The sequence below is a fragment of the Actinomadura barringtoniae genome, assembly GCF_017573505.1.
Lineage (GTDB): Bacteria > Actinomycetota > Actinomycetes > Streptosporangiales > Streptosporangiaceae > Spirillospora > Spirillospora barringtoniae.
Genome location: NZ_JAGEOJ010000009.1, coordinates 116,313 through 142,464 on the forward strand (window position 1 = coordinate 116,313; position 26,152 = coordinate 142,464).

Annotated in this window: 21 protein-coding genes; 12 read left to right on the forward strand and 9 right to left on the reverse strand. The window is 71.9% G+C overall.

Annotated elements, in window-relative coordinates; all coding sequences use genetic code 11:
• Positions 1 to 116: 116 nt before the first annotated feature.
• The 3 genes from J4573_RS22490 (at position 117) to J4573_RS22500 (ending at position 3,596) form a co-directional block, all read left to right on the forward strand.
• Positions 117 to 1,070, forward strand: coding sequence for an aldo/keto reductase (locus J4573_RS22490; RefSeq protein WP_208257776.1), 954 nt, complete (start codon positions 117 to 119; stop codon positions 1,068 to 1,070).
• A gap of 10 nt (positions 1,071 to 1,080) precedes the next feature.
• Entirely contained in the window at positions 1,081 to 2,835 is a 1,755-nt protein-coding gene (locus J4573_RS22495; protein WP_208257777.1) for an ATP-dependent DNA helicase, read from the forward strand.
• Between the two features lie 92 nt (positions 2,836 to 2,927).
• Positions 2,928 to 3,596, forward strand: coding sequence for a hypothetical protein (locus J4573_RS22500; protein ID WP_208257778.1), 669 nt, complete (start codon positions 2,928 to 2,930; stop codon positions 3,594 to 3,596).
• Positions 3,597 to 3,663: 67 nt separating this feature from the next.
• On the opposite strand, the gene fabI is transcribed toward J4573_RS22500, so the two are convergent.
• Together fabI and J4573_RS22510 are read right to left on the reverse strand one after the other, a co-directional pair.
• Positions 3,664 to 4,449, reverse strand: coding sequence for an enoyl-ACP reductase FabI (fabI, locus tag J4573_RS22505; RefSeq protein WP_208257779.1), 786 nt, complete (start codon positions 4,447 to 4,449; stop codon positions 3,664 to 3,666).
• A 3-nt stretch (positions 4,450 to 4,452) separates the two neighbouring features.
• On the reverse strand, positions 4,453 to 5,157 hold the full coding sequence (locus tag J4573_RS22510; RefSeq protein WP_208257780.1) for a beta-ketoacyl-ACP reductase: 705 nt from the start codon (positions 5,155 to 5,157) through the stop codon (positions 4,453 to 4,455).
• A gap of 178 nt (positions 5,158 to 5,335) precedes the next feature.
• Here J4573_RS22510 and J4573_RS22515 point away from each other — a divergent pair, with 178 nt between their 5' ends.
• Both J4573_RS22515 and J4573_RS22520 read left to right on the forward strand, forming a co-directional pair.
• Positions 5,336 to 6,835, forward strand: a complete 1,500-nt coding sequence (locus J4573_RS22515) for a TldD/PmbA family protein (RefSeq protein WP_208257781.1) — start codon at positions 5,336 to 5,338, stop codon at positions 6,833 to 6,835.
• Positions 6,836 to 6,846: 11 nt separating this feature from the next.
• Positions 6,847 to 8,220, forward strand: a complete 1,374-nt coding sequence (locus J4573_RS22520; protein WP_208258062.1) for a metallopeptidase TldD-related protein — start codon at positions 6,847 to 6,849, stop codon at positions 8,218 to 8,220.
• Positions 8,221 to 8,317: 97 nt separating this feature from the next.
• On the opposite strand, the gene J4573_RS22525 is transcribed toward J4573_RS22520, so the two are convergent.
• Complete coding sequence (locus J4573_RS22525) at positions 8,318 to 8,530, reverse strand: dodecin (RefSeq protein WP_208257782.1); 213 nt, start codon at positions 8,528 to 8,530, stop codon at positions 8,318 to 8,320.
• A gap of 51 nt (positions 8,531 to 8,581) precedes the next feature.
• Here J4573_RS22525 and J4573_RS55450 point away from each other — a divergent pair, with 51 nt between their 5' ends.
• A complete protein-coding gene (locus J4573_RS55450) occupies positions 8,582 to 8,911 on the forward strand; it encodes a DUF3099 domain-containing protein (protein ID WP_208258099.1) in 330 nt (109 codons plus the stop codon).
• A 608-nt stretch (positions 8,912 to 9,519) separates the two neighbouring features.
• The gene (locus J4573_RS22535) at positions 9,520 to 11,643 is read left to right on the forward strand and encodes a VWA domain-containing protein (protein ID WP_208257783.1); all 2,124 of its coding nucleotides are present in this window, start codon (positions 9,520 to 9,522) and stop codon (positions 11,641 to 11,643) included.
• Positions 11,644 to 11,671: 28 nt separating this feature from the next.
• Here J4573_RS22535 and J4573_RS22540 read toward each other — a convergent pair whose 3' ends face one another.
• Positions 11,672 to 11,893: a hypothetical protein gene (locus J4573_RS22540; RefSeq protein WP_208257784.1), complete on the reverse strand. Its 222-nt coding sequence runs from the start codon at positions 11,891 to 11,893 to the stop codon at positions 11,672 to 11,674.
• A 337-nt stretch (positions 11,894 to 12,230) separates the two neighbouring features.
• Here J4573_RS22540 and J4573_RS22545 point away from each other — a divergent pair, with 337 nt between their 5' ends.
• A complete protein-coding gene (locus J4573_RS22545; RefSeq protein ID WP_208257785.1) occupies positions 12,231 to 13,382 on the forward strand; it encodes an acyl-CoA dehydrogenase family protein in 1,152 nt (383 codons plus the stop codon).
• 43 nt (positions 13,383 to 13,425) lie between these two features.
• A complete protein-coding gene (gene fabG, locus J4573_RS22550; protein ID WP_208257786.1) occupies positions 13,426 to 14,181 on the forward strand; it encodes a 3-oxoacyl-ACP reductase FabG in 756 nt (251 codons plus the stop codon).
• A gap of 12 nt (positions 14,182 to 14,193) precedes the next feature.
• Here the strand turns inward: fabG and J4573_RS22555 are convergent, their stop codons facing one another.
• From J4573_RS22555 to icmF, 3 genes are read right to left on the reverse strand one after another with little or no spacing between them, the layout of a single operon-like run.
• Positions 14,194 to 15,297, reverse strand: a complete 1,104-nt coding sequence (locus J4573_RS22555) for a calcium:cation antiporter (RefSeq protein ID WP_208257787.1) — start codon at positions 15,295 to 15,297, stop codon at positions 14,194 to 14,196.
• Between the two features lie 40 nt (positions 15,298 to 15,337).
• Positions 15,338 to 16,090, reverse strand: coding sequence for a helical backbone metal receptor (locus tag J4573_RS22560; protein ID WP_208257788.1), 753 nt, complete (start codon positions 16,088 to 16,090; stop codon positions 15,338 to 15,340).
• On the reverse strand, positions 16,087 to 19,278 hold the full coding sequence (gene icmF / locus J4573_RS22565) for a fused isobutyryl-CoA mutase/GTPase IcmF (RefSeq protein WP_208257789.1): 3,192 nt from the start codon (positions 19,276 to 19,278) through the stop codon (positions 16,087 to 16,089). Before icmF ends, J4573_RS22560 begins: the two co-directional genes overlap by 4 nt.
• Before the next feature lie 50 nt (positions 19,279 to 19,328).
• On the opposite strand from icmF, the gene J4573_RS22570 reads away from it, so the two are divergent.
• Entirely contained in the window at positions 19,329 to 19,835 is a 507-nt protein-coding gene (locus J4573_RS22570; protein WP_208257790.1) for a MarR family winged helix-turn-helix transcriptional regulator, read from the forward strand.
• Here J4573_RS22570 and J4573_RS22575 read toward each other — a convergent pair.
• Positions 19,832 to 20,824 (reverse strand): helix-turn-helix transcriptional regulator, encoded by a 993-nt coding sequence (locus J4573_RS22575; protein ID WP_208257791.1) that lies wholly within the window; start codon positions 20,822 to 20,824, stop codon positions 19,832 to 19,834. The two genes, J4573_RS22570 and J4573_RS22575, sit on opposite strands and share 4 nt — an antisense overlap.
• A 133-nt stretch (positions 20,825 to 20,957) precedes the next feature.
• On the opposite strand from J4573_RS22575, the gene J4573_RS22580 reads away from it, so the two are divergent.
• Complete coding sequence (locus J4573_RS22580; protein WP_208257792.1) at positions 20,958 to 22,085, forward strand: WD40/YVTN/BNR-like repeat-containing protein; 1,128 nt, start codon at positions 20,958 to 20,960, stop codon at positions 22,083 to 22,085.
• The gene (locus J4573_RS22585; protein WP_208257793.1) at positions 22,085 to 24,490 is read left to right on the forward strand and encodes a PA domain-containing protein; all 2,406 of its coding nucleotides are present in this window, start codon (positions 22,085 to 22,087) and stop codon (positions 24,488 to 24,490) included. Before J4573_RS22580 ends, J4573_RS22585 begins: the two co-directional genes overlap by 1 nt.
• On the opposite strand, the gene J4573_RS22590 is transcribed toward J4573_RS22585, so the two are convergent.
• Positions 24,459 to 26,126 carry a class I adenylate-forming enzyme family protein gene (locus J4573_RS22590; RefSeq protein ID WP_243773422.1) on the reverse strand — a complete coding sequence of 556 codons (1,668 nt, stop codon included), beginning with the start codon at positions 26,124 to 26,126 and terminating at the stop codon, positions 24,459 to 24,461. The genes J4573_RS22585 and J4573_RS22590 overlap by 32 nt on opposite strands.
• Positions 26,127 to 26,152 lie beyond the last annotated feature (26 nt).

The following is a 26,152-nucleotide window of genomic DNA, read 5'->3' on the forward strand; positions in this document are numbered from 1 at the left end:
CTCACCCACGGGCGCGAGCCCCGGTGCTCCGCCACCGTGGAAGCGTAGTAGCCACGGCAGGTGGACGCGCCTTCACGGCCGCGTGGACGCCCCGCGGCCCGCTAGATTGGCCGCCTATGGAACAGCGTCACCTCGGGCGGAGCGGCCTCCTGGTGTCCCGTCTGGGCCTGGGCACCATGAGCTGGGGCCAGGACACCGACCCCGACGAGGCGGCCGCGCAGTTGTCGGCGTTCGTGGACGCCGGGGGAACCCTCGTGGACACCGCCGACGTCTACAGCGGGGGCGACAGCGAGCGCATCCTCGGCCATCTGCTGCGCGAGCTGGTGGACCGTGACGAACTCGTCGTCGCCACCAAGGCGGCCATCCGGCCGAACGGGCGCTACGACGCCTCCCGGCGGCACCTGCTCGCCGCGCTGGACGCGTCGCTGGACCGGCTGGGCCTGGAGTACGTCGACCTGTGGCAGCTGCACGTGTACGACCCGGCGACGCCCATAGAGGAGACGCTGTCCGCGCTGGACGAGGCGGTGCTGTCGGGCCGCACCAGATACGTGGGGGTGTCGAACTACTCCGGGTGGCAGCTGGCCAAGGCCGCCGCGTGGCAGCGGGCCTGGCCCGGCCGTACGCCGATCGTGTCCGCCCAGCTGGAGTACTCCCTGCTGAGCCGCGACATCGAGCGGGAGGCGGTGCCGGCCGCGCTGGACGCCGGCGCGGGCCTGCTGCCGTGGTCGCCGCTCGGCCGCGGCGTCCTCACCGGGAAGTACCGCACCGGCATCCCGGCCGACTCGCGGGCCGCCGCCCCGCACTTCGCCGACTTCGTCCAGCCCTACCTGGACGAGGAGTGCGCGCGGATCGTGGAGTCGGTGGTGACCGCCGCCGAGGGCCTCGGCGTATCGCCGCTCAGCGTGGCGCTCAGCTGGGTGCGCGACCGGCCAGGCGTGGTCGCCCCGGTCGTCGGCGCGCGCTCGGCGTCCCAGCTGTCGGGGGCCCTGGAGAGCGAGGACCTGGCCCTGCCCGCCTCCATCCGCGCCGCCCTCGACGACGTCTCCGACATGTCCGTGTCCCATCCTTGACGGGGAATCAGTGACCGACTCGCCAACCCAGTCCACCGATCTCACCGAGCTGTTCGCCTCCGCCGGCGTGCCCGAGTCGTTCGCCGCCCGCGCCGCGGCGCGCCTGGGCGACGACGCCGCGCAGCGGCTGCGCGAGGACCCGTGGCGGCTGCTGCGGGTGCCGGGCGTCCAGCCGCGCCAGGCCGACCTGTTCGCCCGCGGGCTGCTGGGCGAGGCCGCCCAGCCCGACGACCCGCGCCGCGGCAAGGCCATGGTGGTGCACCTGCTGACCGAGGCGGCCCGGCAGGGCCACACCGCCACCCCGGCGGCCGAGGTGGAGAAGCAGCTCGGCACGATGCGGGTCCCCGAGGCGCGCCGCGCCATCGACGCCGCGCTGGACGAGGCCGAGGTGCTGTCGCTGGCCGAGGAGCCCGAGTTCGACGAGGCCGCGTTCGAGGACGAGGACGGCCCCGACGACTTCCCCGAGCCCGAGGAGACCCTCGGGCTGGCGCGCTGGGCGCTGGCCGAGGAGGCCGCCGCCGAGGGGTTCCAGCGGCTGAACGCCACGGCCGTTCCGCTGCTGGACGACGCCACGATCAAGGCCGCGCGGGCCGGGCTGGGCGAGGACCGCTCGCTCGCGCTGACCGCCTCCCTGCGCACCGGCGTGTGCATGCTGCGCGGGACGCCGGACGACGTCGCCGAGGCCTCGCTGGGCCTGGTCACGGCCGCCGCCGGGCACGGGCTGCGGGCCGCCATCGTCACGCCCACCGAACGTGCCGCGGCCGGGATGGAGGCGCCGGAGGACGGCGCCGCGACGGTCGTCGCCCTGCACCGCCTCCTGGAGCCGCTGGAGGAGGCCGAGGCCGCACCCGGTGCGGTGGTCTTCGCGCGCGGCGAGCAGCGCCCGCTGGAGCTCGACCTGGTCGTGCTGCCCGACGCGGCCGGGCTCGACGTCGAGCTGTTCGCGGTGCTGGTCGAGGCCTGCGCCGACGGCACGCACCTGGTGCTGGGCAGCGAGAGCGGCGCGCTGCCGCCCGCCGGGCCCGGCCAGGTGCTCGCCGACCTGGAGGCCTCGGAGACCGTTCCGGTGATCGAGCTCGACCCGGCGCCCGCCGACGACCCGCTCGCCACCCTCACGGCCTCCGTGCGCGGCGGCGAACTGGTGGCGGTCGAGGCCCCTGGCAAGGAGGTCGTGATCGTTCCCGCCAAGGACGGCGCGGAGGCGGTCCACCGGGCCGTGCAGCTGGTCACCGACTCGATCCCGCGCGCGCTCGGCATCCCGGTCGAGGAGATCCAGGTCGTCGCCCCGGCCGTACGCGGGGACGCGGGCACCGCCGCCCTCAACGCCGCGCTCAAGGCACGCGTCAACCCGGGGCCGGGCGCCTACGGCGGCTTCGACCCGGGCGACCGGGTCGTGGTCGCCGCGCCGCTCCCCCAGGCCGCGGCGGGCGAGATCGGCACGGTCACCGGCGCGTCCGGCGGCGCGCTCCAGATCGCCTTCGCCGCCGGCACCGCCGACGTCCCGGCGGCCCGTACGGCACTGCTGCGGCACGGCTGGGCGGTGACGGTGGCCCAGGGCCGCGGCACCCGCCATCCGGCCGTCGTCGCGGTCATGGCCCCCGACGCCGAGGCCGCGCTGTCGAGGCCGCTGGTGGCCACCGCGTTCGGGCTGGCCCGGCGGCACCTGTCGGTGGTGCAGGCGGCGGGCCCGGCACTGGCCAAGGCCGTGCGCGAGGAGGGCGTGCCCGAGCGACGTACCAGGCTGGCGAGGCTTGTGGTGCAGTAAGTCGCATCTTTACGCTTGTCATCGTTTGCGGCACGATGTCGTTGGACAGAGTGTCAACAGACTCGGCGGGTGGCGGCGACGTGGGGAGCGAGATGCCTCGAGAACATGCCAGGCGGCGTTTCAGGCGGCTGGGTTCGGCCTCGACCGCGGTGTCGGCCGGCGCACTCGTACTGCTGTTCATGGGAGCGCCGGCGGCGTACGCGGAGAGCTCGGCCGTCGAGCAGAAGTGCAAGAAGGGCACCGACCCGGCCAGCACCATCGAGAACTGGAAGTGCAACCTCGGCAACCTGCGCGAGAAGCTGACGCCCAAGAAGCCGGCGGCCACACCGAAGCCGACGCCGTCCAAGAAGCCCCCGCTGAAGAAGGGCAGCTCCAGCGACGACGGGTCCAGCAAGACGCCCAAGAAGTCGTCCGGCTCCTCCGGCGGCGGTGGCACCGGCACACTGCCCTCGGGCGGCAGCGGCGGGGCGACCACGCTGAACGCGCCGGGTAGCGTCCAGCCGTACTCGGGCAAGGTCCCGACCACCACCCCGAACCTGCCCGGGGTGCTGCCGACGCCACAGGTGGCCGCCGACCCGAGCGCCTACCAGCGGACCAGCTCGGCGCCGCAGACCCGGCTGGTCTCCTCCGCCGAGGCCACGCCGCCGCGCAACGACCTCCAGATCGTCTGGGTGGCCGCCGCGGCCGGTGCCGCGGGCGCGGTGGGCGCGCTCAACATCAGCGTCCTCGGCCGCCGCCTGCGCCAGCGCGCGCGTTCCTGACGTCCGGCGAGACAACGGAACGGGCCCGCCCCCTCAGGGGGCGGGCCCGTTCCGTTGAAGATCAGGACTAGGAGGTCGCACCGATGGCGTGGAGGCCGCCGTCGACGTGCACGATCTCGCCCGTGGTCGCCGGGAACCAGTCCGAGAGCAGGGCCGCGCAGGCGCGCGCGGTCGGCTCGCTGTTCTTGGTGTCCCAGCCGAGCGGGGCCGCCTGCGTCCACATCTCGACGGTGCCGTCGAAGCCGGGGATGCTCTTGGCGGCCATGGTGGCCAGCGGGCCCGCCGCCACCAGGTTGACCCGGATGCCCTGCGGCCCCAGGTACTTGGCCAGGTAGCGGGCGCACGACTCCAGGCCCGCCTTGGCGACGCCCATCCAGTCGTAGACCGGCCAGGCCTTGGTCGCGTCGAAGTCCAGCCCGACGACCGAGCCGCCCTCCTTCATCAGCGGCATGCAGGCCATGGTCAGCGACTTCAGCGAGTACGCCGAGGCGTGCACCGCGGTGGCCACGTCCTCCCACGGTGTCTCGAGGAAGTTCCCGCCCAGGGCGGTCTGCGGCGCGAACGCGATGGCGTGCATCACGCCGTCCAGGCTGTCGAACCCGACGTCGCGCAGGTTGCCCGCGAGCGCGCCGAGCTGGTCGGCGTCGGTGACGTCCAGCTCCAGCACCGGCGGCGGGTTGTCCGGGCCGGTGGGGAGCCGCTTGGCGGTCCGCTGGGTGAGCGTCGGGCGCGGGTAGGCGGTGAGGACGACCTCGGCGCCCTGCTCCTGCGCGACCCGCGCCACGTGGAAACCGATCGAGGCGTCGGTGAGGACGCCGGTGACCAGGATCCGCTTGCCTTCGAGGATTCCCATGTCTCAGTGCCCCATTCCCAGGCCGCCGTCGACCGGGATCACGGCCCCGGTGATGTAGGCGGCGTCTTCGCTGGCGACGAACCGGACGGCCTTGGCGACCTCTTCCGGCCTGGCGATCCGGCCGAGCGGGATCGCGGCCGTGATGCCGGCCTTCTGCTCGTCGGTCAGCGCGTCGGTCATGTCCGTCTCCACGAAGCCCGGGGAGACCACGTTGACGGTGATGTTGCGGGAGCCGAGCTCGCGCGCCAGGGAGCGCGCGAAGCCGACCATGCCCGCCTTGGAGGCGGCGTAGTTGGCCTGGCCGGGCGAGCCGAGCAGCCCGACGACGGAGGAGACCAGCACGATCCGCCCGGTGCGCTTGCGCATCATGCCCTTCACGCCGCGCTTGGCGACGCGGAAGGCACCGGTCAGGTTGGTGTCGAGCACGGAGGTGAACGACTCCTCGCTCATGATCGCCAGCAGCGTGTCCTTGGTGATCCCGGCGTTGGCGATCACGACCTCGACCGGCCCCTGCTCGGCCTCGACCTTGGCGAACGCGGCGTCCACGTCCTCGCTGCTGGTGACGTCGCACTTCACGCCGAACAGCCCCTCGGGCGGCTCGCCGGAGCGGTAGGTGACCGCGACGGCGTCCCCGGCCGCGGCGAGCTCGCGGGCGATGGCCAGGCCGATGCCCCGGTTTCCACCGGTCACCAGGACCGAGCGACTCATGTCGTACCTCTCAGTTGTCGGTCCGCGGCAGGTTCGCCGGCGGGCTTTGTCAGCTACGTCACAACAGCGACCGAGCGTAGCGGTCCTCGGCTGGAAGCCGAATGTGGCTTCCCGACAAGATCCTGTCCACCGGCTTTGTTCCGGCCCGATAGCGGGCCGACGGGGTAGGTTGCCGTAGGTGCATGAAATCGATCCCGCCTTCGCGGCGCTACCGCTGCGCACCCTCGCCGACGCGGCTCTCAGCCGGGCTCGCGAGCTGGGCGCCGAGCACGCCGACTTCCGGCTGGAGCGCATCCGCAGCCAGACCCTCAGGCTGCAGGACGCCTCCCTCGAGACCGCACTGGACGCCGACGACCTGGGCATGTCGGTCCGGGTCGTCAAGGACGGAACCTGGGGCTTCGCCGCAGGCATCGACCTGACCCCGGCCGGGGCCGCCCGGCTGGCCGAGCAGGCCGTCGAGGTGGCCGCGGTGGCCAAGCCGGTCAACCGCGAGCCCATCGAGCTGGCGCCCGAGCCGGTGCACGGCGAGCGGACCTGGATCTCGGCGTACGAGATCGACCCGTTCTCGGTGCCGACGGCCGACAAGGTCGCGCTGCTCACCGACTGGAGCAACCGGCTGCTGGCCGACGACCGGGTCGACCACGTCGACGCCACGCTGCTGCAGGTCAAGGAGAACAAGTTCTTCGCCGACCTGGCCGGCACGGTCACCACCCAGCAGCGGGTCCGGCTGCACCCGGTCGTGAACGCCGTGGGCATCACCGAGGGCCTGTTCGACACCATGCGCACGCTGGCGCCGCCCGCCGGGTACGGCTGGGAGTGGCTGACCGGCTCCCACTGGGACTGGGACGGCGAGCTGGCCCGCATCCCCGAGCTGCTGGCCGAGAAGCTGGCCGCGCCGTCGGTGGAGGCGGGCACCTACGACGTGGTCGTGGACCCGTCCAACCTGTGGCTCACCATCCACGAGTCGATCGGCCACGCGACCGAGCTGGACCGCGCGCTCGGCTACGAGGCCGCCTACGCGGGCACCTCGTTCGCCACGCCGGACAAGCTCGGCAAGCTGCAGTACGGCTCGCCGGTGATGAACATCGTCGGCGACCGCACCGCCGACCACGGCCTGTCCACGATCGGGTACGACGACGAGGGCGTCGAGGGGCAGTCGTTCGACATCGTCAAGGACGGCCTGTTCGTCGGCTACCAGCTGGACCGGCGCATCGCCCGGCTGACAGGGGCCGAGCGCTCCAACGGCTGCGCGTTCGCCGACGCCTCCTCCAGCATGCCGCTGCAGCGGATGGCGAACGTCTCGCTGCAGGCCGCGCCGGACGGCCCCTCGACCGACGAGCTGATCTCGCGGGTCGAACGGGGCATCTACATCGTCGGCGACAAGAGCTGGTCGATCGACATGCAGCGCTACAACTTCCAGTTCACCGGCCAGCGCTTCTACAAGATCGAGAACGGCCGGCTGGCCGGCCAGCTCCGCGACGTGGCCTACCAGGCCACCACCACCGACTTCTGGAACTCCATGGAGGCCGTCGGCGGCCCGCAGACCTACGTGCTCGGCGGCGCGTTCAACTGCGGCAAGGGCCAGCCCGGCCAGGTCGCCCCGGTCAGCCACGGCTGCCCGTCGGCGCTGTTCCGCGGGGTCAACATCCTCAACGCCCTCAAGGAGGCCGGCTCGTGACCCGGGAGACCATGCGGCCCCAGGAGGCCGTGGAGCGGGCCCTGGAGCTGTCGCGCACGGGCGACTGCATCGTCCTCGCCGACGAGTCCAGCACGGCCAACCTGCGCTGGGCGGGCAACACGCTCACCACCAACGGCGTCACCCGGTCCAGCCGGCTGACGGTCATCGCGCTGCACGACACCGGCGACGGCATCGCGACCGGGGTGGTCTCGCGGGCCGCCGTCGGCGCCGACGACATCGAGGACCTGGTGCGCGCGGCCGAGAAGGACGCCGCGGGCAACGCCCCGGCCGACGACGCGTCCCCGCTGATCACCGGGACCCGCTCGGACGGCTGGGAGGACGAGCCCGCCACGACCGGGATCGGGGTCTTCGCCGACTTCTCCCCCGCGCTGGGCGAGGCGTTCGCGCAGGCCGAGTCCGTCGGCCGCAAGCTGTACGGGTTCGCCAACCACCAGCTGACCTCGACCTTCCTGGGCTCCTCGACCGGGCTGCGGCTGCGGCACGACCAGCCGACCGGGCTGCTGGAGCTGAACGCCAAGGGCGGCGGCAGCTCGGCCTGGGCGGGCGTCGGCACCCAGGACTTCACCGACGTGGACGTGCCGGGCCTCACCGGCGACCTGGCGCGCCGGCTGGACTGGGGCGCCCGCCGGGTGGACCTGCCCGCGGGCCGCTACGAGACGATCCTGCCGCCGAGCGCGGTCGCGGACCTGATGATCTACCTGTACTGGTCGGCCGGGGCGCAGGACGCCCAGGACGGCCGCACGGTGTTCAGCGCGCCCGGCGGCGGCACCCGGGTCGGCGAGAAGCTGGCGAGCCTGCCGGTGACGCTGTCCAGCGACCCGCGCGCGGCGGGCATGGAGAGCGCGCCGTTCGTCGTCGCGCACGCCTCCAGCCGCGACTCGTCGGTGTTCGACAACGGGCTGGGCCTGGAGGCCACCGACTGGATCGCCGACGGCACGCTCAGGGCGCTCACGCAGACGCGCCGGTCCGCCGAGCGCACCGGGCTGCCGCTCACGCCCGCCATCGACCACCTGAGCCTCACCGGTCCGCAGGGCGGCGCGTCGCTGGAGGACATGGTGTCCCGTACCGAGCGCGGGCTGCTGCTCACATGCCTGTGGTACATCCGCGAGGTCGACCCGCAGAGCCTGCTGCTCACCGGCCTCACCCGCGACGGCGTCTACCTCGTCGAGAACGGCGAGGTCGTCGGCGAGGTCAACAACTTCCGGTTCAACGAGAGCCCGGTCGACCTGCTGTCGCGGCTGACCGAGGTCGGCGCGACCGGGCCGACGCTGCCGCGCGAGTGGTCGGACTACTTCACCCGCTCGGCGATGCCGCCCGTACGGGTGGCCGACTTCAACATGTCGACGGTCTCACAGGCCTCCTGACGCGACGGGAGCGGCGAAGCCGCCTGAGGGGCGAGACCGGACGGTCTCGCCCCTCAGCGTGCGTCTCAGCGGGCGCTCAGGCGCCTGCCTGCGCGCCCTAGGCGTCTTCCAGCCGGAAGCCGACCTTCATGCCCACCTGAAAGTGGGCCACCTCGCCGTCCTCGATCTGGCCCCGCACCTCGGTCAGCTCGAACCAGTCCAGATGCCGCAGGGTCTGCGAGGCTCGCCTGACCCCGTTCCGTACGGCCTGCTCGATCGAGTCGGGCGAGGTCCCGACGATCTCGGTCACGCGGTAGGTGCGATCGGACATCATGCCCTCCCTGGTGTCGCCAGTCAGCCCCCATGGGCTTACCGTGGAAGTGTGAAGGTCAATCCCCGCAGGCAGGCCGAGGTCTACACGGTCACCAACGCACCGCGTCCCATGTCGGAGGACATCGGCTACCGGCAGCGGCGCTATCTGATCTCCATGGGGATCCGTACGGTCTGCTTCATCGGCTCGGTCATCACCGCGATGGCCGGGGCCCCGCTGTGGATCGTCGGGCTGATGGTCGTGGGAGCCCTGTTCCTCCCCTACATCAGCGTGATCTTCGCCAACGGAGGTCGCGAGCCCACGCCCACCGCACGGTACGGCGACCCGGTTAGCCCGCACCACAAGCAGATTTCCGGACAGGGTCCAGAAATCGGGTCGTGACTTTCTCTTGACTAACCGCAGGGGGTTTCGGTGTACGATTTGTACCGGCGCTCTGGTCCCCCGTCGGAGCGCCCGTGCCGGTGTTCCGGGCCCCCGTCGGAACACCGATGATGCGACGCCGGGTGGATTGCCCCCGTATCCACCCGGCGTCGCTTTCAATTTCCGGGACTTTTCCCTCCCCCTCTGAGCGACTCCCTGCCGGGCGCGTGGCCGCCCCCGGCCATCCGGATCCGCCCGAGGTCTCCGCAAGCCCCACAGTCGCGTTCAGGCGCTCTCCAGGTCACCTTCAGGCTTGATGCCGGGCCACCTGCCGCCGGACGCCCGCTCGCCGCTGACGCCGCCCATGCCGGCGCGGCCGCGTTGAACGGGCCAGCCCCTTCATCCCGTACGGGTGTTGACAAGGCTCTGAGGTGGCCTCGTCCGGCCATGGACCGAAATCGAGAACGCGCCGTCACGACACGCGAGTCAGGCAACTCTCACAATTGGAGCATTCCGCTTGACGCCCGCGGGGAGTGAGACGAGCATCACACATGCGCCCTGAGACAGACCGAGCGTCTGTCTCACTCGTCCGCCACATGTGATCCCGCGAGCCGGAACGGAGATCGGCGATGAGCGACCACAGCGACGTGCCGGAGTGGGTGCCCGAGCGTCCGGCGGACTCCGGCGGCCCGAGCACCCCCCGCATGTTCATGGGCGCCTCCGACGCCGGTGGCGGCCGCCCGCCACGCCCCTCCCGGCCCGATTCCGCCGCGGGCCCGGGCGCTCCTCCCCCGCCGGTGCCGGGCTCCTGGCCCGGCCCCCGCCCCGGCCCCGGAACCAACCCCACGCACGGAACCAACCCGGCGCACGGAACCGGCCCCGGCCACGGGAGCCACCCCGGACGCGTGACCAACCCTGGTCACGGCACCCACCCCGGGCACGGGTCCCACGCGGCGCACGGAGGTCACGGGGGCCACGGCGGCGGCAGGCACAGCGGCGGTACCAGGCCGCCCTCTCCCCCGCGCGGCCGGCGGCGGACGATCCTGCTCGGCCCGATGGCGGCCGCCGTCGCCCTGACGGTCCTGGTGGGCCTCGGCATCTACACCTTCGCCGGACGTGGCGGCTGCGGTGGCGACGGCTCGATCACGCTGAACGTGTCCGCGGCACCCGACGTCGCGCCCGCGGTCACCAAGGCGGCGGAACGCCTGAACGGCGCCCGGCGCAAGAGCGGCGGCAAGTGCGTGCGCGCCGTGGTCACGGCGACCGATCCGGCGGCGGTCTCGACGCTGCTGTCGGGACGCGGCGTCGCCGGCGTGACCCGGCGGCCGGATATTTGGATTCCGGATTCCTCGCTGTGGATCGGTCCGGCCGAGTCGGACGCCAAGGGCGGCGCCAGTGGCGCACATCTCGTGCGGCGCGGGTCGCTGGCCACCAGCCCGCTCGTCGTGGCCGTTCCGCGCACGCTGGCCGCGCACCTGCAGGCCCAGGGCACGGCGCCGTCGTGGAGCGCTCTGCTCAAGGCGGCCAGCCCGACCGAGGAGGCCGGGACGGACGACCAGAGCCCCATCCCGGCGGGGCAGCTCAGGCTGCAGGTGCCCGACCCCAACCGTTCGGCGGTCGGCATGGGCACCCTGCTGCTGGCCGACCAGCTGCTGGGCGGCGACGGCGCGGGGCAGACGACCTTCACCGGGCTCGTGCGGACCGTACGGGAGGGCATCACGCCTTCGGTCCAGGCCGAGTTCACCTCGTTCAGGAAGGACAGGCAGGGCCGCTACCCGATCGCGCTCGCCCCTGAGCAGGCGGTGTACGCCTACAACGCGCGCGGCCCGGCCGAGCCCGCGATCGCGCTCTATCCGTCCGAGGGCACGTTCATGCTCGACCACCCCTACCTGCGGGTGGGGTTGAACGGCGACAAGGCCGGCGCGAGCGGCCTGTTCGAGACGGCGATGACCGACAAGGCGACCCAGGACGACGTCCGGCGGCTCGGCTTCCGTTCGCCCGAGGGCAACGCCCCCGCCGCGTTCGGCAGCGCGACCGGGGTCACCTCCAAGCTCCCCCGCGCGCTTCCCCTGCCGACGCCCGCGCAGGTGCAGCAGACCCTCCAGGCGTGGGCCCGGCTGTCGCTGAGCATCCGCATGCTCAGCATCATCGACGTGTCGGCTTCCATGCAGGACACGGTCGCGCCCGGCACCACCCGGCTGCAGTCGACCATCCGCACGGCGCAGGGCGGGCTGTCGCTGCTGCCCGACGACACCGAGCTCGGCCAGTGGATCTTCTCGACCAAGCTCCAGGGCGACCAGGACTGGCGCCAGCTGGTCAGCGTCGGGCCGCTCGGCGAACGGCTCGGCTCGGCCACCCGGCGCCAGCTCGTGCTGACCGCGTTCGCGCAGATGCGCCCGAAGCCGCACGGCGACACGGGTCTGTACGACACGATCCTGGCCGCCTTCAGGGAGATGAAGCGGTCCTACAAGCCCGAGTTCGTCAACTCGATCCTACTGTGGACCGACGGCAAGAACGACGACCCGGGCGGGCCGAGCCTGGAGGCGACGCTGGCGGCGCTGCGCCGCGAGTACGACCCGGACCGCCCGGTGATGGTCTTCATGTTCGGCTACGGCAAGGGCGTCGACGTCTCCGAGCTGCGGCAGATCGCCGACGCGACTCACGGGGACACGATGGTCGCCAACACCCCCGCCGAGGTGCAGAAGTTCTTCCTGCAGGCCGTGTCGCGCCGGGTGTGCGCGCCCAACTGCTGACGGAGCAGGTTGAGCAGGGCAGGTCAGGTCAGGGCTTCATCGGCCATTCGGTGTCCAGGACGTGCGGCAGGCCCATGCGGTAGCGGTCGCGGTCGAGCCGCTTGGCGTCGTCGAACGCGGGCGGCGACCACAGGCCCTCGATGGTCGCCTTCTGGGCCGTGTGGCCGGAGGCGTCCAGCAGCGCGTTGGCGGCCTGGCGCCCGCCCTCGTTGGCGGTCTCCATCGTCGACACGTACAGCGCGGTCCGCACCCAGGGGTGGACTGCCTGGCGGTCTTCTTGCTGAACATCCCCGGGCTGTTCCAGTCGGAGATGATCGTGGAGAGGTTGTCCTTGACCGTGCCGTCGCCGTAGGTGGCGAAGTCGCGGCTTCAGAACTGCGCCTGGCTGATCGAGGTGATGGCCCAGGTGGAGTCCCAGTAGTTGACGTGCCCGGGCGTGAGCGGCAGCTCCTTATTCCTGTGACCCACGACACTAGACGCTTATTGGCGCTGCGCCAAGAAGAGGGGTGAGGTTCGTGGCACCCGGACTGGAAATCTAGAATCGGATTCGAGAATGATGGGGAGTCGTCGAGAGAGGGAGCGGGGCCGTGCGCCGTACCGTGTTCAATGAGGACCATGAGGCGTTCCGGGAGACCATCCGGGACTTCGTCGCGGCCGAGGTGGTGCCGCAGTTCCCCGAGTGGGAAGAGGCGGGTCACCCGCCCCGGGACTTCTACAACAAGCTCGGCGAGCTGGGCGTCTTCGGCATCACGGTGCCCGAGGAGTACGGCGGCGCCGGCGAGACCAGCTTCAAGTACGCCGCCGTCATCTCCGAGGAGTGCGCCAAGCAGGGCGTGAACTTCGGCGCGACGACCGTGCACGTCAACCTCGTGCTGCCCTACCTGCTCGCCTACGGATCGGAGGAGCAGAAGAAGCGCTGGCTGCCCGACTTCATCTCCGGCGACATGATGACCGCCATCGCGATGACCGAGCCCGGCACCGGCTCTGACCTGGCGGGCATGACCACCACGGCCAGGCTCGACGGCGACCACTACGTGCTGAACGGCGCCAAGACGTTCATCACCGGCGGCGTGCTCGCCGACATGGTGCTGGTCGTCGCCCGCACCTCCCCCGCCACGGCCGAGAACCGCCGCGCGGGCCTGTCGATCCTGTGCGTGGACACCAAGAGCGACGGCTACGAGGTCGGCCGCAAGCTGCAGAAGATCGGCCTGCGCACCTCCGACACCGCCGAGCTGTCGTTCACCGACGTCCGCGTGCCGGTGGAGAACCTGCTCGGCGAGGAGGGCAGGGGCTTCGACTACCTGACCCACAACCTGGCCGAGGAGCGCCTGGCCATCGCGGTCCAGTCCTACGCCTCCGCGGCCGCCGCCGTCGGCTTCGCCGTCCAGTACGTCAAGGACCGCCAGGTCTTCGGCAAGCCGGTGTCCTCGTTCCAGAACACCAAGTTCGTGCTCGCCGAGTGCGAGACCGAGGTCGAGGCGGCCCGTTCCTTCGTCGACCGCGCCATGGACGCGCACGACCTGGGCGAGCTCACGCCCGCCGACGCCGCCAAGGTCAAGCTGTTCGCGACCGAGGTGCAGGCCCGCGTCGTGGACAAGTGCCTGCAACTGCACGGCGGCTACGGCTACATCCTGGAGTACCCGATCGCCCGCCTGTACACCGACGCCCGCGTCACCCGCATCTACGGCGGCACCAGCGAGGTCCTGAAGACCATCATCGCCAAGCAGATCGGCGTCTGAGCCCCGCCCCGAACCCCATCCGACATCCCCGGAAGGAACGGACATGACCGAGACCAGGGTCGCCATCGTCACCGGAGCGGCGCGCGGCATCGGCGCCGCCACGGCCGTACGGCTCGCGCGGGAGGGGTTCGCGGTCGCCGTGTGCGACCTCGACGAGGCCTCCTGCGGGGCGACCGTCCAGGCCATCGAGAAGAACGGCGGCCGCGCGCTGGCCGTCGGCGTGGACGTGGCCGACGCGGCCCTGGTGGAGGCGGCGGTGGCACGGGTCGCCGCCGAACTGGGCCCGCCGGTGGTGCTGGTCAACAACGCCGGCATCATCCGCGACAACCTGCTCTTCAAGATGTCCGACGACGACTGGGACTCGGTCATGTCGGTCCACCTGCGCGGCGCGTTCCTCATGAGCCGCGCCGCGCAGGCGCACATGACACAGCAGGGCTGGGGCCGCATCGTCAACCTGTCGTCGGTGTCGGCGCTGGGCAACCGCGGCCAGGTCAACTACTCGGCGGCCAAGGCGGGCCTGCAGGGCTTCACCAAGACCCTGGCGATCGAGCTCGGGCGGTACGGGGTGACCGCCAACGCCATCGCGCCCGGGTTCATCGCCACCGAGATGACGGCGGCGACCGCGGCCCGCATGGGCGTGGACTTCGAGGACTTCAAGGCGGCCGCCGCCAAGGAGATCCCGGTGCGCCGGGTGGGCGTCCCCGAGGACATCGCCGGAACGGTGGCGTTCCTGGTCAGCGACGACGCCTCGTTCGTCACCGGCCAGGTCATCTACGTCGCGGGCGGCCCGCGCGCCTGACCGGGCTCCGGCTCAGGGGCTGATCGCCAGGAACAGGAACGCGGCGAAGATGCTGAGGTGCACGCCGCTCTGGAGCAGGGTGGCGCGGCCGGGCACCACGGTCAGCGTGGAGACGCCGACGGTGAGGGCCAGCAGCACCATGTGGGTCGAGCCGAGGCCGAGCACCAGCGGGCCGCTCAGCCAGATCGAGGCGAGCGCGATGGTCGGGATGGTCAGCCCGATGCTGGCCATCGCCGACCCGAGCGCCAGGTTCAGGCTGGTCTGCACCCGGTCGCGCGCGGCGGCGTGCACGGCCGCGAGGGTCTCGGGCAGCAGCACCAGCAGGGCGATCACGACGCCGACCACGGCCTGCGGCAGGCCGGCGGCGGCGACGCCGCGTTCGATCACCGGCGACTCGACCTTGGCCAATCCCACCACGCTGACCAGCGCGACCAGCAGCAGGCCGAGGCTGATCATCGTCGTGCGCATGGTCGGCCGCTCGGCGTGGCTGTCCTCGTCGACGATCTCGCCCTCGGTGGTCACCGGCAGGAAGTAGTCGCGGTGCCGGACCGTCTGGGTCAGCACGAACAGGCCGTACAGCACCAGGGACGCCACGGCGGCGAAGGCCAGCTGGGCCGGGGAGAAGGCCGGGCCCGGGCGGCTGGTCGTGAAGGTCGGCAGCACCAGGCACAGGGTGGCCAGGGTCGCGACGTTGGCCAGCGCGCCACCGGTGCCCTCGGCGTTGAAGACCGCCACCCGGTGGCGCAGCGCGCTCACCAGCAGCGTGAGGCCGACGATCCCGTTGCACGTGATCATGACGGCGGCGAAGACGGTGTCGCGGGCCAGCGTCGCGGACTTGTCGCCTGACGAGGACACCATCATGCTCACGATCAGCGCGACCTCGATCACCGTGACCGCGACGGCCAGCACCAGCGAGCCGAACGGCTCGCCGACCCGGTGCGCCACCACCTCGGCGTGGTGGACGGCGGCCAGCACGGCGCCCGCGAGCAGCAGCGCGACGATGGTCACCACCAGGGGTGCCAGCGAGCGCCCCCAGGTCAGCGCGAGGACCACGATCGCCACCGCCGGAACGAGCGTCGTCCACCGCCCTGCCCAGCGCCGTACGAGATCGATCATGTACACAGTGTTGCCCCGGCGAGCCGCTTTCCCAACCTTCTCACGTCCTGCGCGGGCGTTCTGTCCGGATCGTGGCGGTCAGCTGCCCGGCCAGCACGGCCGGGGCCTCCACCATCGACGGGCCGTACCAGGTCAGGTAGCGGCCGTCGACCAGCGCGGCGTCGATGCCGGGGAAGCTCTCGGGCCCGTCCTCGGCGGTGAAGCGGTACGGCTCGTCGGGCAGCACGACCAGATCGGGCCGGGCGCCGTTCAGCTCGTCGATCGGGACCTTCGGGTAGCGCTCGGGACTGCCCGAGTAGAGGTTGTCGACGCCGAGCCGCGACAGCACGTCGCCGGTGAAGGTGTCGCGGCCGACGACCATCCACGGCCGCCGCCAGATCGGGATGACGGCCGTCCTGCGCTCGCTGGAAGCGGCAGCGGCCCACGTGCGTTCGGCCTCGTCCAGCCAGGCGGGCGCCGCCACGCCGCAGGCCTCGGTGAGCATGCGGCGCAACGACACCAGAGCCTCGTCGACCGTGCGGATCTCGGTCATCCAGACCCGCACGCCCGCCGCGCGCAGGGCCTCGACGTCGGCCGCGCGGTTCTCCTCGGTGTTGCCGAGCACGACGTCGGGCCGCAGCTCGACGATCTTCTCGACGTCGGGGTTCTTGGTGCCCCGCACCCGGACGACGTCCAGGCCCGCCGGGTGGGTGCACCAGTCGGTCGCGCCGACCAGCAGGTCCGGCGCGGTCGCCGCGACGGTCTCGGTCAGCGACGGGACCAGCGAGACGACGCGCCGGACCGGCGAGGTCACACGTTCCGCCGGTACTGGCCGCCGACCTCGAAGAACGCGTCGGTGATCTGCTGGAGGCTGCACACCCGGGCGGCGTCCATCAGGACCCCGAACACGTTCCCGTCGGTCCTGGCGACCTCCTTGAGCGCCGCGAGCGCCGCCTCGGCGTCCTCGCGGTGGTCCTGCTGGTAGCCGCGAACGCGATCGAGCTGCGAACGCTTCTCGTCCTCGGTCGCGCGGGCCAGCTCGATGGTGTGCCCGGACTCCTCGTCACCGTTCGGGTTCCGGAAGGTGTTGACGCCGATGATGGGCAGCGAGCCGTCGTGCTTGCGCTGCTCGTACAGCATCGACTCGTCCTGGATCCGGCCGCGCTGGTAGCCGGTCTCCATCGCGCCCAGCACTCCCCCGCGCTCGCTGATCCGGTCGAACTCGGTGAGCACGGCCTCCTCGACCAGGTCGGTGAGCTCGTCGATGATGAACGAGCCCTGGAGCGGGTTCTCGTTCATCGCCAGGCCCCACTCGCGGTTGATGATGAGCTGGATGGCCAGGGCGCGGCGCACCGACTCGGCGGTCGGGGTGGTGACGGCCTCGTCGTAGGCGTTGGTGTGCAGGCTGTTGCAATTGTCGTAGATGGCGATGAGCGCCTGCAGCGTGGTGCGGATGTCGTTGAAGTGCATCTCCTGCGCGTGCAGGGAACGCCCCGAGGTCTGCACGTGGTACTTCAGTTTCTGGCTGCGCTCGTTGGCGCCGTAGCGCTCGCGCATCGCCACCGCCCAGATGCGGCGGGCGACCCGGCCGAGCACGTTGTACTCGGGGTCCATGCCGTTGGAGAAGAAGAACGACAGGTTGGGCGCGAAGTCGTCGATGTCCATGCCGCGCGCCAGGTAGGACTCGACGTAGGTGAACCCGTTGGCCAGCGTGAACGCCAGCTGGCTGATGGGGTTCGCCCCGGCCTCGGCGATGTGGTAGCCCGAGATCGAGACCGAGTAGAAGTTGCGGACCTTGTTGGCGATGAACCACTCCTGGATGTCGCCCATCATCCGCAGCGAGAACTCGGTGGAGAAGATGCAGGTGTTCTGGCCCTGGTCCTCCTTGAGGATGTCGGCCTGCACGGTGCCGCGCACGGTCGACAGGACGCGCGCCCGCACGAGGGCGGCCTCCTCCTCCGACGGCTCGCGCCCGTTCTCCTCGCGGAACTCCTCCAGGCCCTGGTCGATGGCGGTGTTGAGGAAGAACGCCAGGATGGTCGGCGCGGGCCCGTTGATGGTCATCGACACCGACGTGGTGGGCGAGGACAGGTCGAACCCGTCGTAGAGCGCCTTCATGTCGTCGAGCGTGGCGATCGAGACGCCGGAGGTGCCGACCTTGCCGTAGACGTCGGGGCGCTCGTCGGGGTCGCGGCCGTACAGCGTGACCGAGTCGAACGCGGTGGACAGCCGGGTGGCGGGCTGGCCCTCCGACAGCAGCTTGAAGCGCCGGTTGGTGCGGAACGGGTCGCCCTCGCCCGCGAACATGCGCGCCGGGTCCTCGTTGTCGCGCTTGAACGGGAACACGCCCGCGGTGAAGGGGAACTTGCCGGGCAGGTTCTCGCGGCGCAGGAACTTCAGCAGCTCGCCGTGGTCGGTGTAGCGCGGCAGCGCGACGCGCGGGATCTTGCTGCCCGACAGCGACTCGCGGGTCAGCTTGGTGTGGATCTCCTTGTCGCGGATCCGCACGACCTGCTCGTCGCCGGAGTAGGACTCCACGACGGCGGGCCAGCCCTCGATCAGCTCGGCGTTGCCGCGGTCGACGTCGCGGCGGGCCTTCTCCAGCAGCCCCTCGACCTCGCCGGCCTCGGTGAGCTCGGCGCGGACCTCGTCCAGCCGCTGAACGCGCCGTACGGCACCGGCCTGTTCGTCGGTCTCGTCGTGGTAGCCGCGCACGGTCCCGGCGATGTCGGACAGGTACCGGACGCGCGCGGGCGGGATGATCTGCGCGGCGCCGGTCGAGATCTTGGTGGTCGCCTCGGGCAACACGCCGCGCTCGATGCCGAGCAGGCCGAGCAGGTGCTGGTAGAGCGCGGTGACGCCGTCGTCGTTGAACGTGGCGGCGCTGGTGCCGAAGACCGGCATGTCCTCGGGCCTGGCGCCGAACGCCTCCCGGTTGCGGATCAGCTGCCGAGACACGTCGCGCAGGGCATCCGCCGCGCCGCGCCGCTCGAACTTGTTGATCGCGACGACGTCCGCGAAGTCCAGCATGTCGATCTTCTCGAGCTGGGAGGCGGCGCCGAACTCGGGCGTCATCACGTACAGCGAGACGTCGACGAGGTCGGCGACGGCCGCGTCGCCCTGGCCGATGCCGGGGGTCTCCAGGATGACCAGGTCGTAGCCCGCGGCCTTGCACGACTCGATGACCGATTCGATGCCCTCGGGCAGCTCGCGCGCGCCGCGGGTGGCCAGCGAGCGGAAGAAGACGTGGTCGCCGTCCAGGGAGTTCATCCGGATGCGGTCGCCGAGCAGCGCGCCGCCGCCGCGCCGCCGGGTCGGGTCGACCGCCAGCACCGCGACGCGCAGCTTGTCCTGCTGGTCGACGCGCAGCCGCCGCACCAGCTCGTCGGTGAGGGAGGACTTGCCCGAGCCGCCGGTGCCGGTGATGCCGAGCACCGGGACGCGCCGCTCGCCGGCCGCCTGCGACAGCGCCGTACGGTCGGCGTCCGGGAGCTTGCCGGCCTGCAGGCAGGTGATCGCGCGGGCCAGGGCGCGCCGTTCGCCCGCCACGACCGCGTCGGCCGGGGCCGGGTCGGCGGCCAGGTCCACGTCGCAGTCGCGGATCAGCTCGTTGATCATCCCGGGCAGGCCGAGCCGCTGGCCGTCCTCCGGCGAGAAGATCCGCACCCCGGCGCTCGCCAGCCGGGCGATCTCCTCGGCGACGATCACGCCGCCACCACCGCCGAAGACGTGCACGTGCCCGGCGCCCGCCTCGGCCAGGGACTTCGCCAGGTACTCGAAGTACTCCACGTGGCCGCCCTGGTAGGAGCTGATCGCCACGCCCTGGGCGTCCTCCTCCAGCACCGCGTCCACGACGGCCTGGACCGAGCGGTCGTGGCCGAGATGGACGACCTCGGCCCCCTGGGACTGCAGAATCCGCCGCATGATGTTGATGGCCGCGTCGTGACCGTCGAACAGCGCCGCCGCCGTCACGAACCGCACCGGATTCACCGGGACATGCATCAGAACCCCACCCTTGGACTTCCAATATTTTGAAGCTAAAATAATTCCTCGTGGCCGACCCAGTCAATTCCCTCGACCCGATCGCCGAGGCGCACCGCCAGTGGAGCGCCCGGTGGCCCGAGCACGCCGACCACATGGCCGCCGTCACCTCGGTCATGCGGGCCCAGCAGCTGCTGCTCAGCCGGGTCGAGGCGGCGCTCAAGCCGTTCGGCCTCACCTTCGCAGCCTACGAAGCGCTGCGGCTACTGGCCTTCACCAGGTCCGGCTCACTGCCGATGGGCAAGATGGGCGAGCGGCTGATGGTCCACCCCGCCTCGGTCACGAACGTGATCGGGCGGCTGGAGCAGCGCGGGCTCGTCCAGCGCCACCCCTCCCCCGACGACCGCCGGGTGGTGCTCGCCGAGATCACCCCGGCCGGGCTGGAGCTCGCCGAGGAGTCGACCACCGCCCTGCACGAGGCGTCGTTCGGGCTCCCGGGCTTCACCGCCGAGCAGGCCACCGAGGTGACCGAGGCGCTGCGCGCCGTGCGCGCGGCCGTCGGCGAGGTCTCCGCCTAGCCGCGCTCATCCCCGGCGTCCCCGGCCCCTTCCCACAGCTCGGCGGCCTTCAGGCCCGCCTGGAAACGCGTCCGTGCGCCCAGGCGCTGCATCAGGTCGCTGACCCGCCGGTTCAGGGTCCGCACGCTGATCCCCAGCTGCCGCGCGACCGCCTCGTCCTTCAGCCCGGCGGCCAGCAGCGTGAGCAGCTGCTGGTCGAGCCAGTCCTCGGAGGCGGTCGCGGCGGGCTCGGGCGTGCCCGGCAGCGGTACGGCCACGTCCCACAGCAGCTCGAACAGCCGCACCAGCGCGTCGAGCAGGTTCCCGGTGTGGATCACGAACGCGCTGTCGACCATTTCCCGCTCGTCCCGGCTGAACGGCAGGATGGCGGTCGCCCGGTCGGCGATCGCCAGCTTCAGCGGCAGGTCGACGTGCACCCGCGCCTCCTCGCCCGCCGCGACCATCTGCCCGAACGTCTCGAACGCGCCCGGAAGCTCCAGCGCCTCGGGCGCGTACAGGCCGCGCACCTTCACGCCGCGCGCGAGCAGGTCGAGCTCGGCGTGGTTCGGCTCGGCGGGCTCCTGCGCGTACGGTGGCCGGTCCAGCACCAGCAGCTCGGTCGCCGCCGCCCGCTGGAGCTGGTCGAAGCGCGCGGCGATCGCGTCCCGGCCGAACAGGATCTCCACCTGGTCCTCGGGCCGGTGCCGCCGGTCGACGGGCAGCTCGGCCAGCAGCGCGCGAGCCGCCGCCCGCGCGCTGGTCACCCGTTCCTGCCAGCGCGTCGCCAGCAGCTCGACGGCCATGTCGGGCCGGGCCGCCGCCAGCCGCACCGGGCGGCCGGGCAGCAGATTGACCAGCCCCAGGTCCTCCAGCCTCGCCAGCACCGTGCCCAGCTCCCCCGCGGGCAGGCCCGACCGAGCGGCCAGCCCCTCGCGGGTGAGCGGCGGGTGCCGCAACAGCAGGCGGTACACGTCCTCGTCGATCTCCGCGACCCCGAACGCCTCCAGCATGGCGAGCCCTCCCAGCCGTCCTTCCGATGACGTGTTCTCGCCGTGGCGATAGTCCGCCAATCAAGATCATGGACGACGCCGGGTGGATCACGCTACTTCCTAGACATAGCCCCTATGTCCAGAGGAGTCCCACGTGAGAAGCCTGATGGCAGTGATCGCCGCGGCGGGCCTCGCCCTGGCGCCGGTCTCCGCGGCCCGTGCGTCCGCACCCGGCCACCGGTGGCAGGCGCCCGGCTGCGAGACGGTGACCAGCGACGGATCCGTCTCCTTCACCCGCGACGCCGGCACCACGATCGCCCCGACGAGCGGCGTCATGGGCGGGGTCACCTACGTAACCGGCCTGGAGCCGCTGGCCAGGCCGAACGAGCTGCTGGCGGTCGACCAGAAAGGCCGGGTCACCCGTTCGGCGGACTCCGGCTGCACCTGGCGCAACACCGCGACGCTGCCCCACCAGGGCACCTGGTCGGTCGTCCCGACCCGCGACGGCGGCGCCTACCTGTGGTCGTTCCGCGGCGACCGCGTGTACCGCGCCGACGGCAGCGCGGTCACCGGCGGCGCGGTGATCGACACCGAACGCCTCGGCGGCCTCATCACCCTCAACGCGGAACGGTCCAACCCCTGGCACCTGCGCGGCGTCACCGAAGAGGGCGCGGTAGTCGACTCCCACAACGGAGGACGCTCCTTCCGCGTCGCGGGCAGGGCGCCGGTCGAGCAGGCGGGCCGCGACTACCTGGTCTACGGCGCGAGCATCGCCCCGACGCGGCCGAACCGGATCGTGGTCGGCATGACCGACCTCGGCGGGTTCGTCAGCGACAACGGCGGCCGGACCTGGCGGCGGATCACGATCGGCGGCCCCGGCGACCGGGTGAACGCCTTCACCGTCGCGTTCTCCCCGGTCGACTCGCGGGTCGTCTACGCGCAGGGCCTGGACATCACCGAGTCCAACGAGGACGCGCCCAGCGACGGCCGGCACCTCTACCGGTCCTCCGACGGCGGCCGCTCGTTCCGCCCGATCGTCGACCAGGGCGGCGAGGTCACCGTCACCAACGGCGGCCTGGTCAAGCCGAGCCCGTGGAACCGCGACCTGGTCTACTTCGAGTACGGCGACCCCTGGCAGCGCACCAAGCTCTACGCCTTCGACAGCCGCACCGGGAAGCTGACCATCACCCGCAACAAGTACGACGGCATCAAGACGATCGCCTTCAACCCCGGCGCCCGCGAGGTCATGTACCTCGGACTCATCCAGGAGCACCTGTCCTGATGCGACGCACACCGCTTCCCCACATCGCCGCCACCGCCGCGCTGACCCTGGTCGTCACGGCGCTCGCCGCCACGCCCGGACACGCCGCCGCCCCCGCGACGGCCACCTGGGACTCCCCCACGCCCACCACCGTGACGCTGCCGACCGGCGACAAGGTGACCGTCGCGTCCGGTGCCGACGGCACCCAGGTCAGCGAGGTCCAGGCCGCCCCGCGCAAGAACGGCGCGCCGCCCGCGTTCCTCACCACCGGACGCGCCGGGAACCTCTACGTCGTACCGGAGGACTCGCTCGCCGGGCTCACCGACATGGAGGCGTTCAACGTCACGCGCCTGGCGCGCGGCGAGAAGGCGCCGCGCTCCGCCCGCACCGCCACCGAGGACCCGGGCGCCGGAGCGGTCGACCTGCACGTCAAGGCGATCGACCGGTTCGGCCGCCCGGCGCGCGGCATCGTGCGCGTGTTCGACGTCCAGAACGGCACCCTGGACGCCGGGCGGATGCTGCCCGGCGACCCCGCCAAGCCCTGCGGCGACCGCACGAGCTCCTGCGTCAGCGTGCCGCCGGGGACCTACTCGGTGATGGGCTTCGTCTACACGATGCCGCTGTCGCAGGACGGCACCGCCGACGGCACCCCGCTGAACCGCAGCATCGTCGGCGACCCCGAGGTGACCATCACCAAGGACACCGAGATCGTGCTCGACGCGCGCAAGGCCAAGGAGGTGACGGTCTCCACTCCCGACCACGAGACCAAGGCCAACACCGGCGGGCTCAGCCACATCAAGTGGTACCGGGCGCCCGCGCACGGAACGGGCGTCTGGCAGGGCTTCCTGGTCGGCGGCCACCAGATGGAGGAACGGGCCTACATGCAGCCGACGCGGCCGGTCCGCACCGGCTCGTTCGAGGCCTACACCAGGTGGCGGCTGGAGGCGCCCGCCATCACGCTGCGGGCGCGCGGGCATGGGAACGTGCGGCTGGACGCCGGCTACTACAGCCCCGAGTTCTTCAGCGACGTCTCCGCCGAGTTCCCGCGGTTCGACGGCAAGGCGTCGCTGTCGCTGGTCGACGCGGGCGACGGGAGCGCGCAGGGGCTGGCCGGGCGGGATCTGCGCGGCAAGCTCGCGCTCATCCGGCGCTCCGACCAGATCCCGGTGGCGCAGCAGGCCAACGCCGCCGCGGCGGCGGGCGCCAGGATCGTGGCCGTCTACAACGACACACCCGGCCTCTACACCGACGCCGAGTACGGGACACGGCTGAACGTGCCGACCGTTCACCTGCCGCATGAGCAGGGCGTCGGCCTGCTGAAGCTGCTGGCCAAGGGGCGGGTGACGATCGACGCGCGAGGCGTCACCGCCAGCCCGTACCTCTACGACCTGATCTTCCCCGAGAAGGGCCGCATCCCGTCCGACCTGCACTACACCGTGCGCGACCGGCGGCTCGCCCAGATCCAGGCGGGCTACCACGGCCAGCCGGGCGTGGACCTCACCGCGCAGACCATGCGCTTCCATCTGCGTCCCTGGGAGGATGTGGCGCTCGCGACGATGCACCCGCTGATCGGCGCGCCCCGGGCCAGGACCGAGTACGTGACGCCCGACCCCGACACCCGCTGGGACTCCGCGATGATCGCGCCGGAGAGCCCGTACAACCACCAGTGGCCTCGTCCCGACACCCCGCGCATGGTGCTGGACGCGCCGCACACCGACGTCAGGCCGGGCGGCCGTACGGAGATGGACTGGCTCAAGGCACCGGTCGCGCCCGGCCTCAACCCCAAGTCGCCGACCTACCGCGAGGGCGACGTCATCGCGCTGCGGACCAAGGGGTTCACCGACGCCGCGGGCAACTCCGCCGACGCCTACACCAGCATGTTCGCGAACGGCCTCTCGACCGACTTCCGGGTCTACCGCGACGACCAGCTGATCGCGCAGACGCGCTACCTGCCGCGCGGGCAGGTGGCGGTCCCGGCCGAGGACGCCGCGTTCCGGATCGAGCAGGACGTCGACAACAGCGCCGCCTGGGCCAAGCTGTCGACCCGGACGAAGGCGGTGTGGACGTTCCGGTCCGCGCGCCCGGCGGAGGATCGGCGCGCGGTCCTCCCGCTCCCCCTGATCGGCGTCGACGCGCCCCTGGACCTGCAGAACCGGCTGCGCGGCCGGACGGTGACGCTCACCGCCGGGCACCAGCAGGGCTCACCGCAGATCCCCTCCCGGACGATGACCCTGGCGGTCTCCTACGACGACGGCGCCACCTGGCGCGACGTCCAGGTCCGCAAGGGGCACGGCGACTCCTACACCGCCCGCCTCGACCCGCCCAAGGGGGCCGAGGCGGTCTCCCTGCGAGCCCATGTGGAGGACACGCAGGGCAACACCTTCAGCGAGGAGATCATTCGGGCCCTGGCGACGGCTCGGGCGTAGGTTCGGATGCTGGTCCGGGTGAGGCTTCGGGCGCGGCTTCGAGGACGGAGCGGGTGCGCAGCTCGCGGCGCAGGAGCTTACCCGTGACCGTCTTCGGAATGTCGTCGAGGAGCTCGACTTCGCGCGGGTACTTGTAGGCGGCCATCCGTTCCTTGCAGAAATCGATCAGCTCGTCCGGAGAGGCGGCGGCACCGGGGCGCAGGCTCACGTACGCCTTCACCGTCTCGCCCCGGTACTCGTCGGGCACCCCGACGACCGCCGCCTCCCGGACGGCCGGATGCTCGTACAGGACGTCCTCGACCTCGCGCGGCCAGATCTTGTAACCGCCCGCGTTGATCTGGTCCTTCTTGCGGTCGACCAGGTAGAACCAGCCGTCGGCGTCCATGTAGCCGACGTCGCCGGTGTGCAGGGCGCCGCCGGGCAGGGCGTGCTCGGTCTCGCCGGGCTTGTTCCAGTAGCCGGGGACGACCTGCGGCCCGGAGGTGACCAGCTCGCCGATCTCGCCGGGCGGCAGGTCCTGGCCGTCCTCCCCCACGACCCGCACGACGGTGTTGAAGACCGGGACGCCGACCGACAGCGCGCCGGTCAGCTTGTCGACCGGGGCCTCGGCCTTCAGCGGGACGGCGTGCGAGGGCGACGTCGTCTCGGTGAGGCCGTAGATGTTGTGGATGTACTGGCCGAACCTGTCCTGGAACGCCGCGACCGTGCTCGGCGGGATGGGAGCGCCGCCCGAGTAGACCTTGGTGAGGCTGGACAGCGCGTCCTTGCTCGCGTTGGTGGCGTTCATCAGCGCGATGAACACGGTGATGGACCCGACGGTGAACGTGGCGCGCTCGGCCCGGATCGTGTCGATCGTCCGCTCGGGGTCGAACCGGTGCATCAGCACCAGCGGCGCGCCCGTCAGCAGCGACAGCATCACGTGCCCGACCAGGCCGGTGATGTGGAACAGGGGCGCGACGCCGAGGATCACGTCGAGGGGGCCGATCCCGATCCAGTCCCGGTAGGTCTGGGCGTTGAAGACCAGGTTGCCGTGGGTGTTCATGGCGCCCTTGGGCGGCCCGGTGGTGCCGGAGGTGTAGGTCAGCACCGCCACGTCGCCGGGCCCGAACCTGGGCGGCGGCGGGCCCTGGCCGAGGAAGCGCTCCAGCATCCGCGCCAGGTCCTCGGTGGTGACGACGGTCCGCACGTCGGTGCCGGTGACGGTGTCGCGGGCCACCTCGTCGTACAGCTCGGACAGGCACACGAGCACGGTGGCGCCTGAGTCGCGCAGGATGAGGTCGAGCTCGCGGGACTTGTTCATCGGGTTGACCGTGACCGCGACGCCGCCCGCCTTCCAGACGCCGAGGAGTGCGATCACGAATTCCGGGACGTTCTGCAGGTAGAGGGCGGCGCGCTCGCCGGGGGCGAACCCCAGGTCGGCCAGGGCCGCGGCGAAGGCGTCGGACAGCACGTCCAGCTCACGCCAGCTGATGGGTTCGTCGAAATGCCGGATCGCGTCCGCGGCGGAGTGCGCCGCCGCCGTCGCCGCGAACATCTCCAGCGCGCTCGTGTACTCGGGCTGGAGGTCGGCCGGCAGGCCCTGGTCGTACCTGGCCAGCCAGGGCCGTTCCTGGTAGCCGTTCATGCGGTCAGGCATACCCCAAACAGGCTGGTAGGTCGAGA

Coding starts and splice junctions, on each gene's coding strand:
- J4573_RS22555 (WP_208257787.1), bottom strand. CDS start 15,297: ATGATCGATCTCGTACGGCGCTGGGCAGGGCGGTGGACGACGCTCGTT.
- icmF (WP_208257789.1), bottom strand. CDS start 19,278: ATGCATGTCCCGGTGAATCCGGTGCGGTTCGTGACGGCGGCGGCGCTG.
- J4573_RS22590 (WP_243773422.1), bottom strand. CDS start 26,126: ATGCCTGACCGCATGAACGGCTACCAGGAACGGCCCTGGCTGGCCAGG.
- fabI (WP_208257779.1), bottom strand. CDS start 4,449: ATGGGAATCCTCGAAGGCAAGCGGATCCTGGTCACCGGCGTCCTCACC.
- J4573_RS22510 (WP_208257780.1), bottom strand. CDS start 5,157: ATGAGTCGCTCGGTCCTGGTGACCGGTGGAAACCGGGGCATCGGCCTG.
- J4573_RS22520 (WP_208258062.1), top strand. CDS start 6,847: ATGCGGCCCCAGGAGGCCGTGGAGCGGGCCCTGGAGCTGTCGCGCACG.
- J4573_RS22575 (WP_208257791.1), bottom strand. CDS start 20,824: ATGCTGGAGGCGTTCGGGGTCGCGGAGATCGACGAGGACGTGTACCGC.
- fabG (WP_208257786.1), top strand. CDS start 13,426: ATGACCGAGACCAGGGTCGCCATCGTCACCGGAGCGGCGCGCGGCATC.
- J4573_RS22585 (WP_208257793.1), top strand. CDS start 22,085: ATGCGACGCACACCGCTTCCCCACATCGCCGCCACCGCCGCGCTGACC.
- J4573_RS22500 (WP_208257778.1), top strand. CDS start 2,928: ATGCCTCGAGAACATGCCAGGCGGCGTTTCAGGCGGCTGGGTTCGGCC.
- J4573_RS22525 (WP_208257782.1), bottom strand. CDS start 8,530: ATGTCCGATCGCACCTACCGCGTGACCGAGATCGTCGGGACCTCGCCC.
- J4573_RS22490 (WP_208257776.1), top strand. CDS start 117: ATGGAACAGCGTCACCTCGGGCGGAGCGGCCTCCTGGTGTCCCGTCTG.
- J4573_RS22535 (WP_208257783.1), top strand. CDS start 9,520: ATGAGCGACCACAGCGACGTGCCGGAGTGGGTGCCCGAGCGTCCGGCG.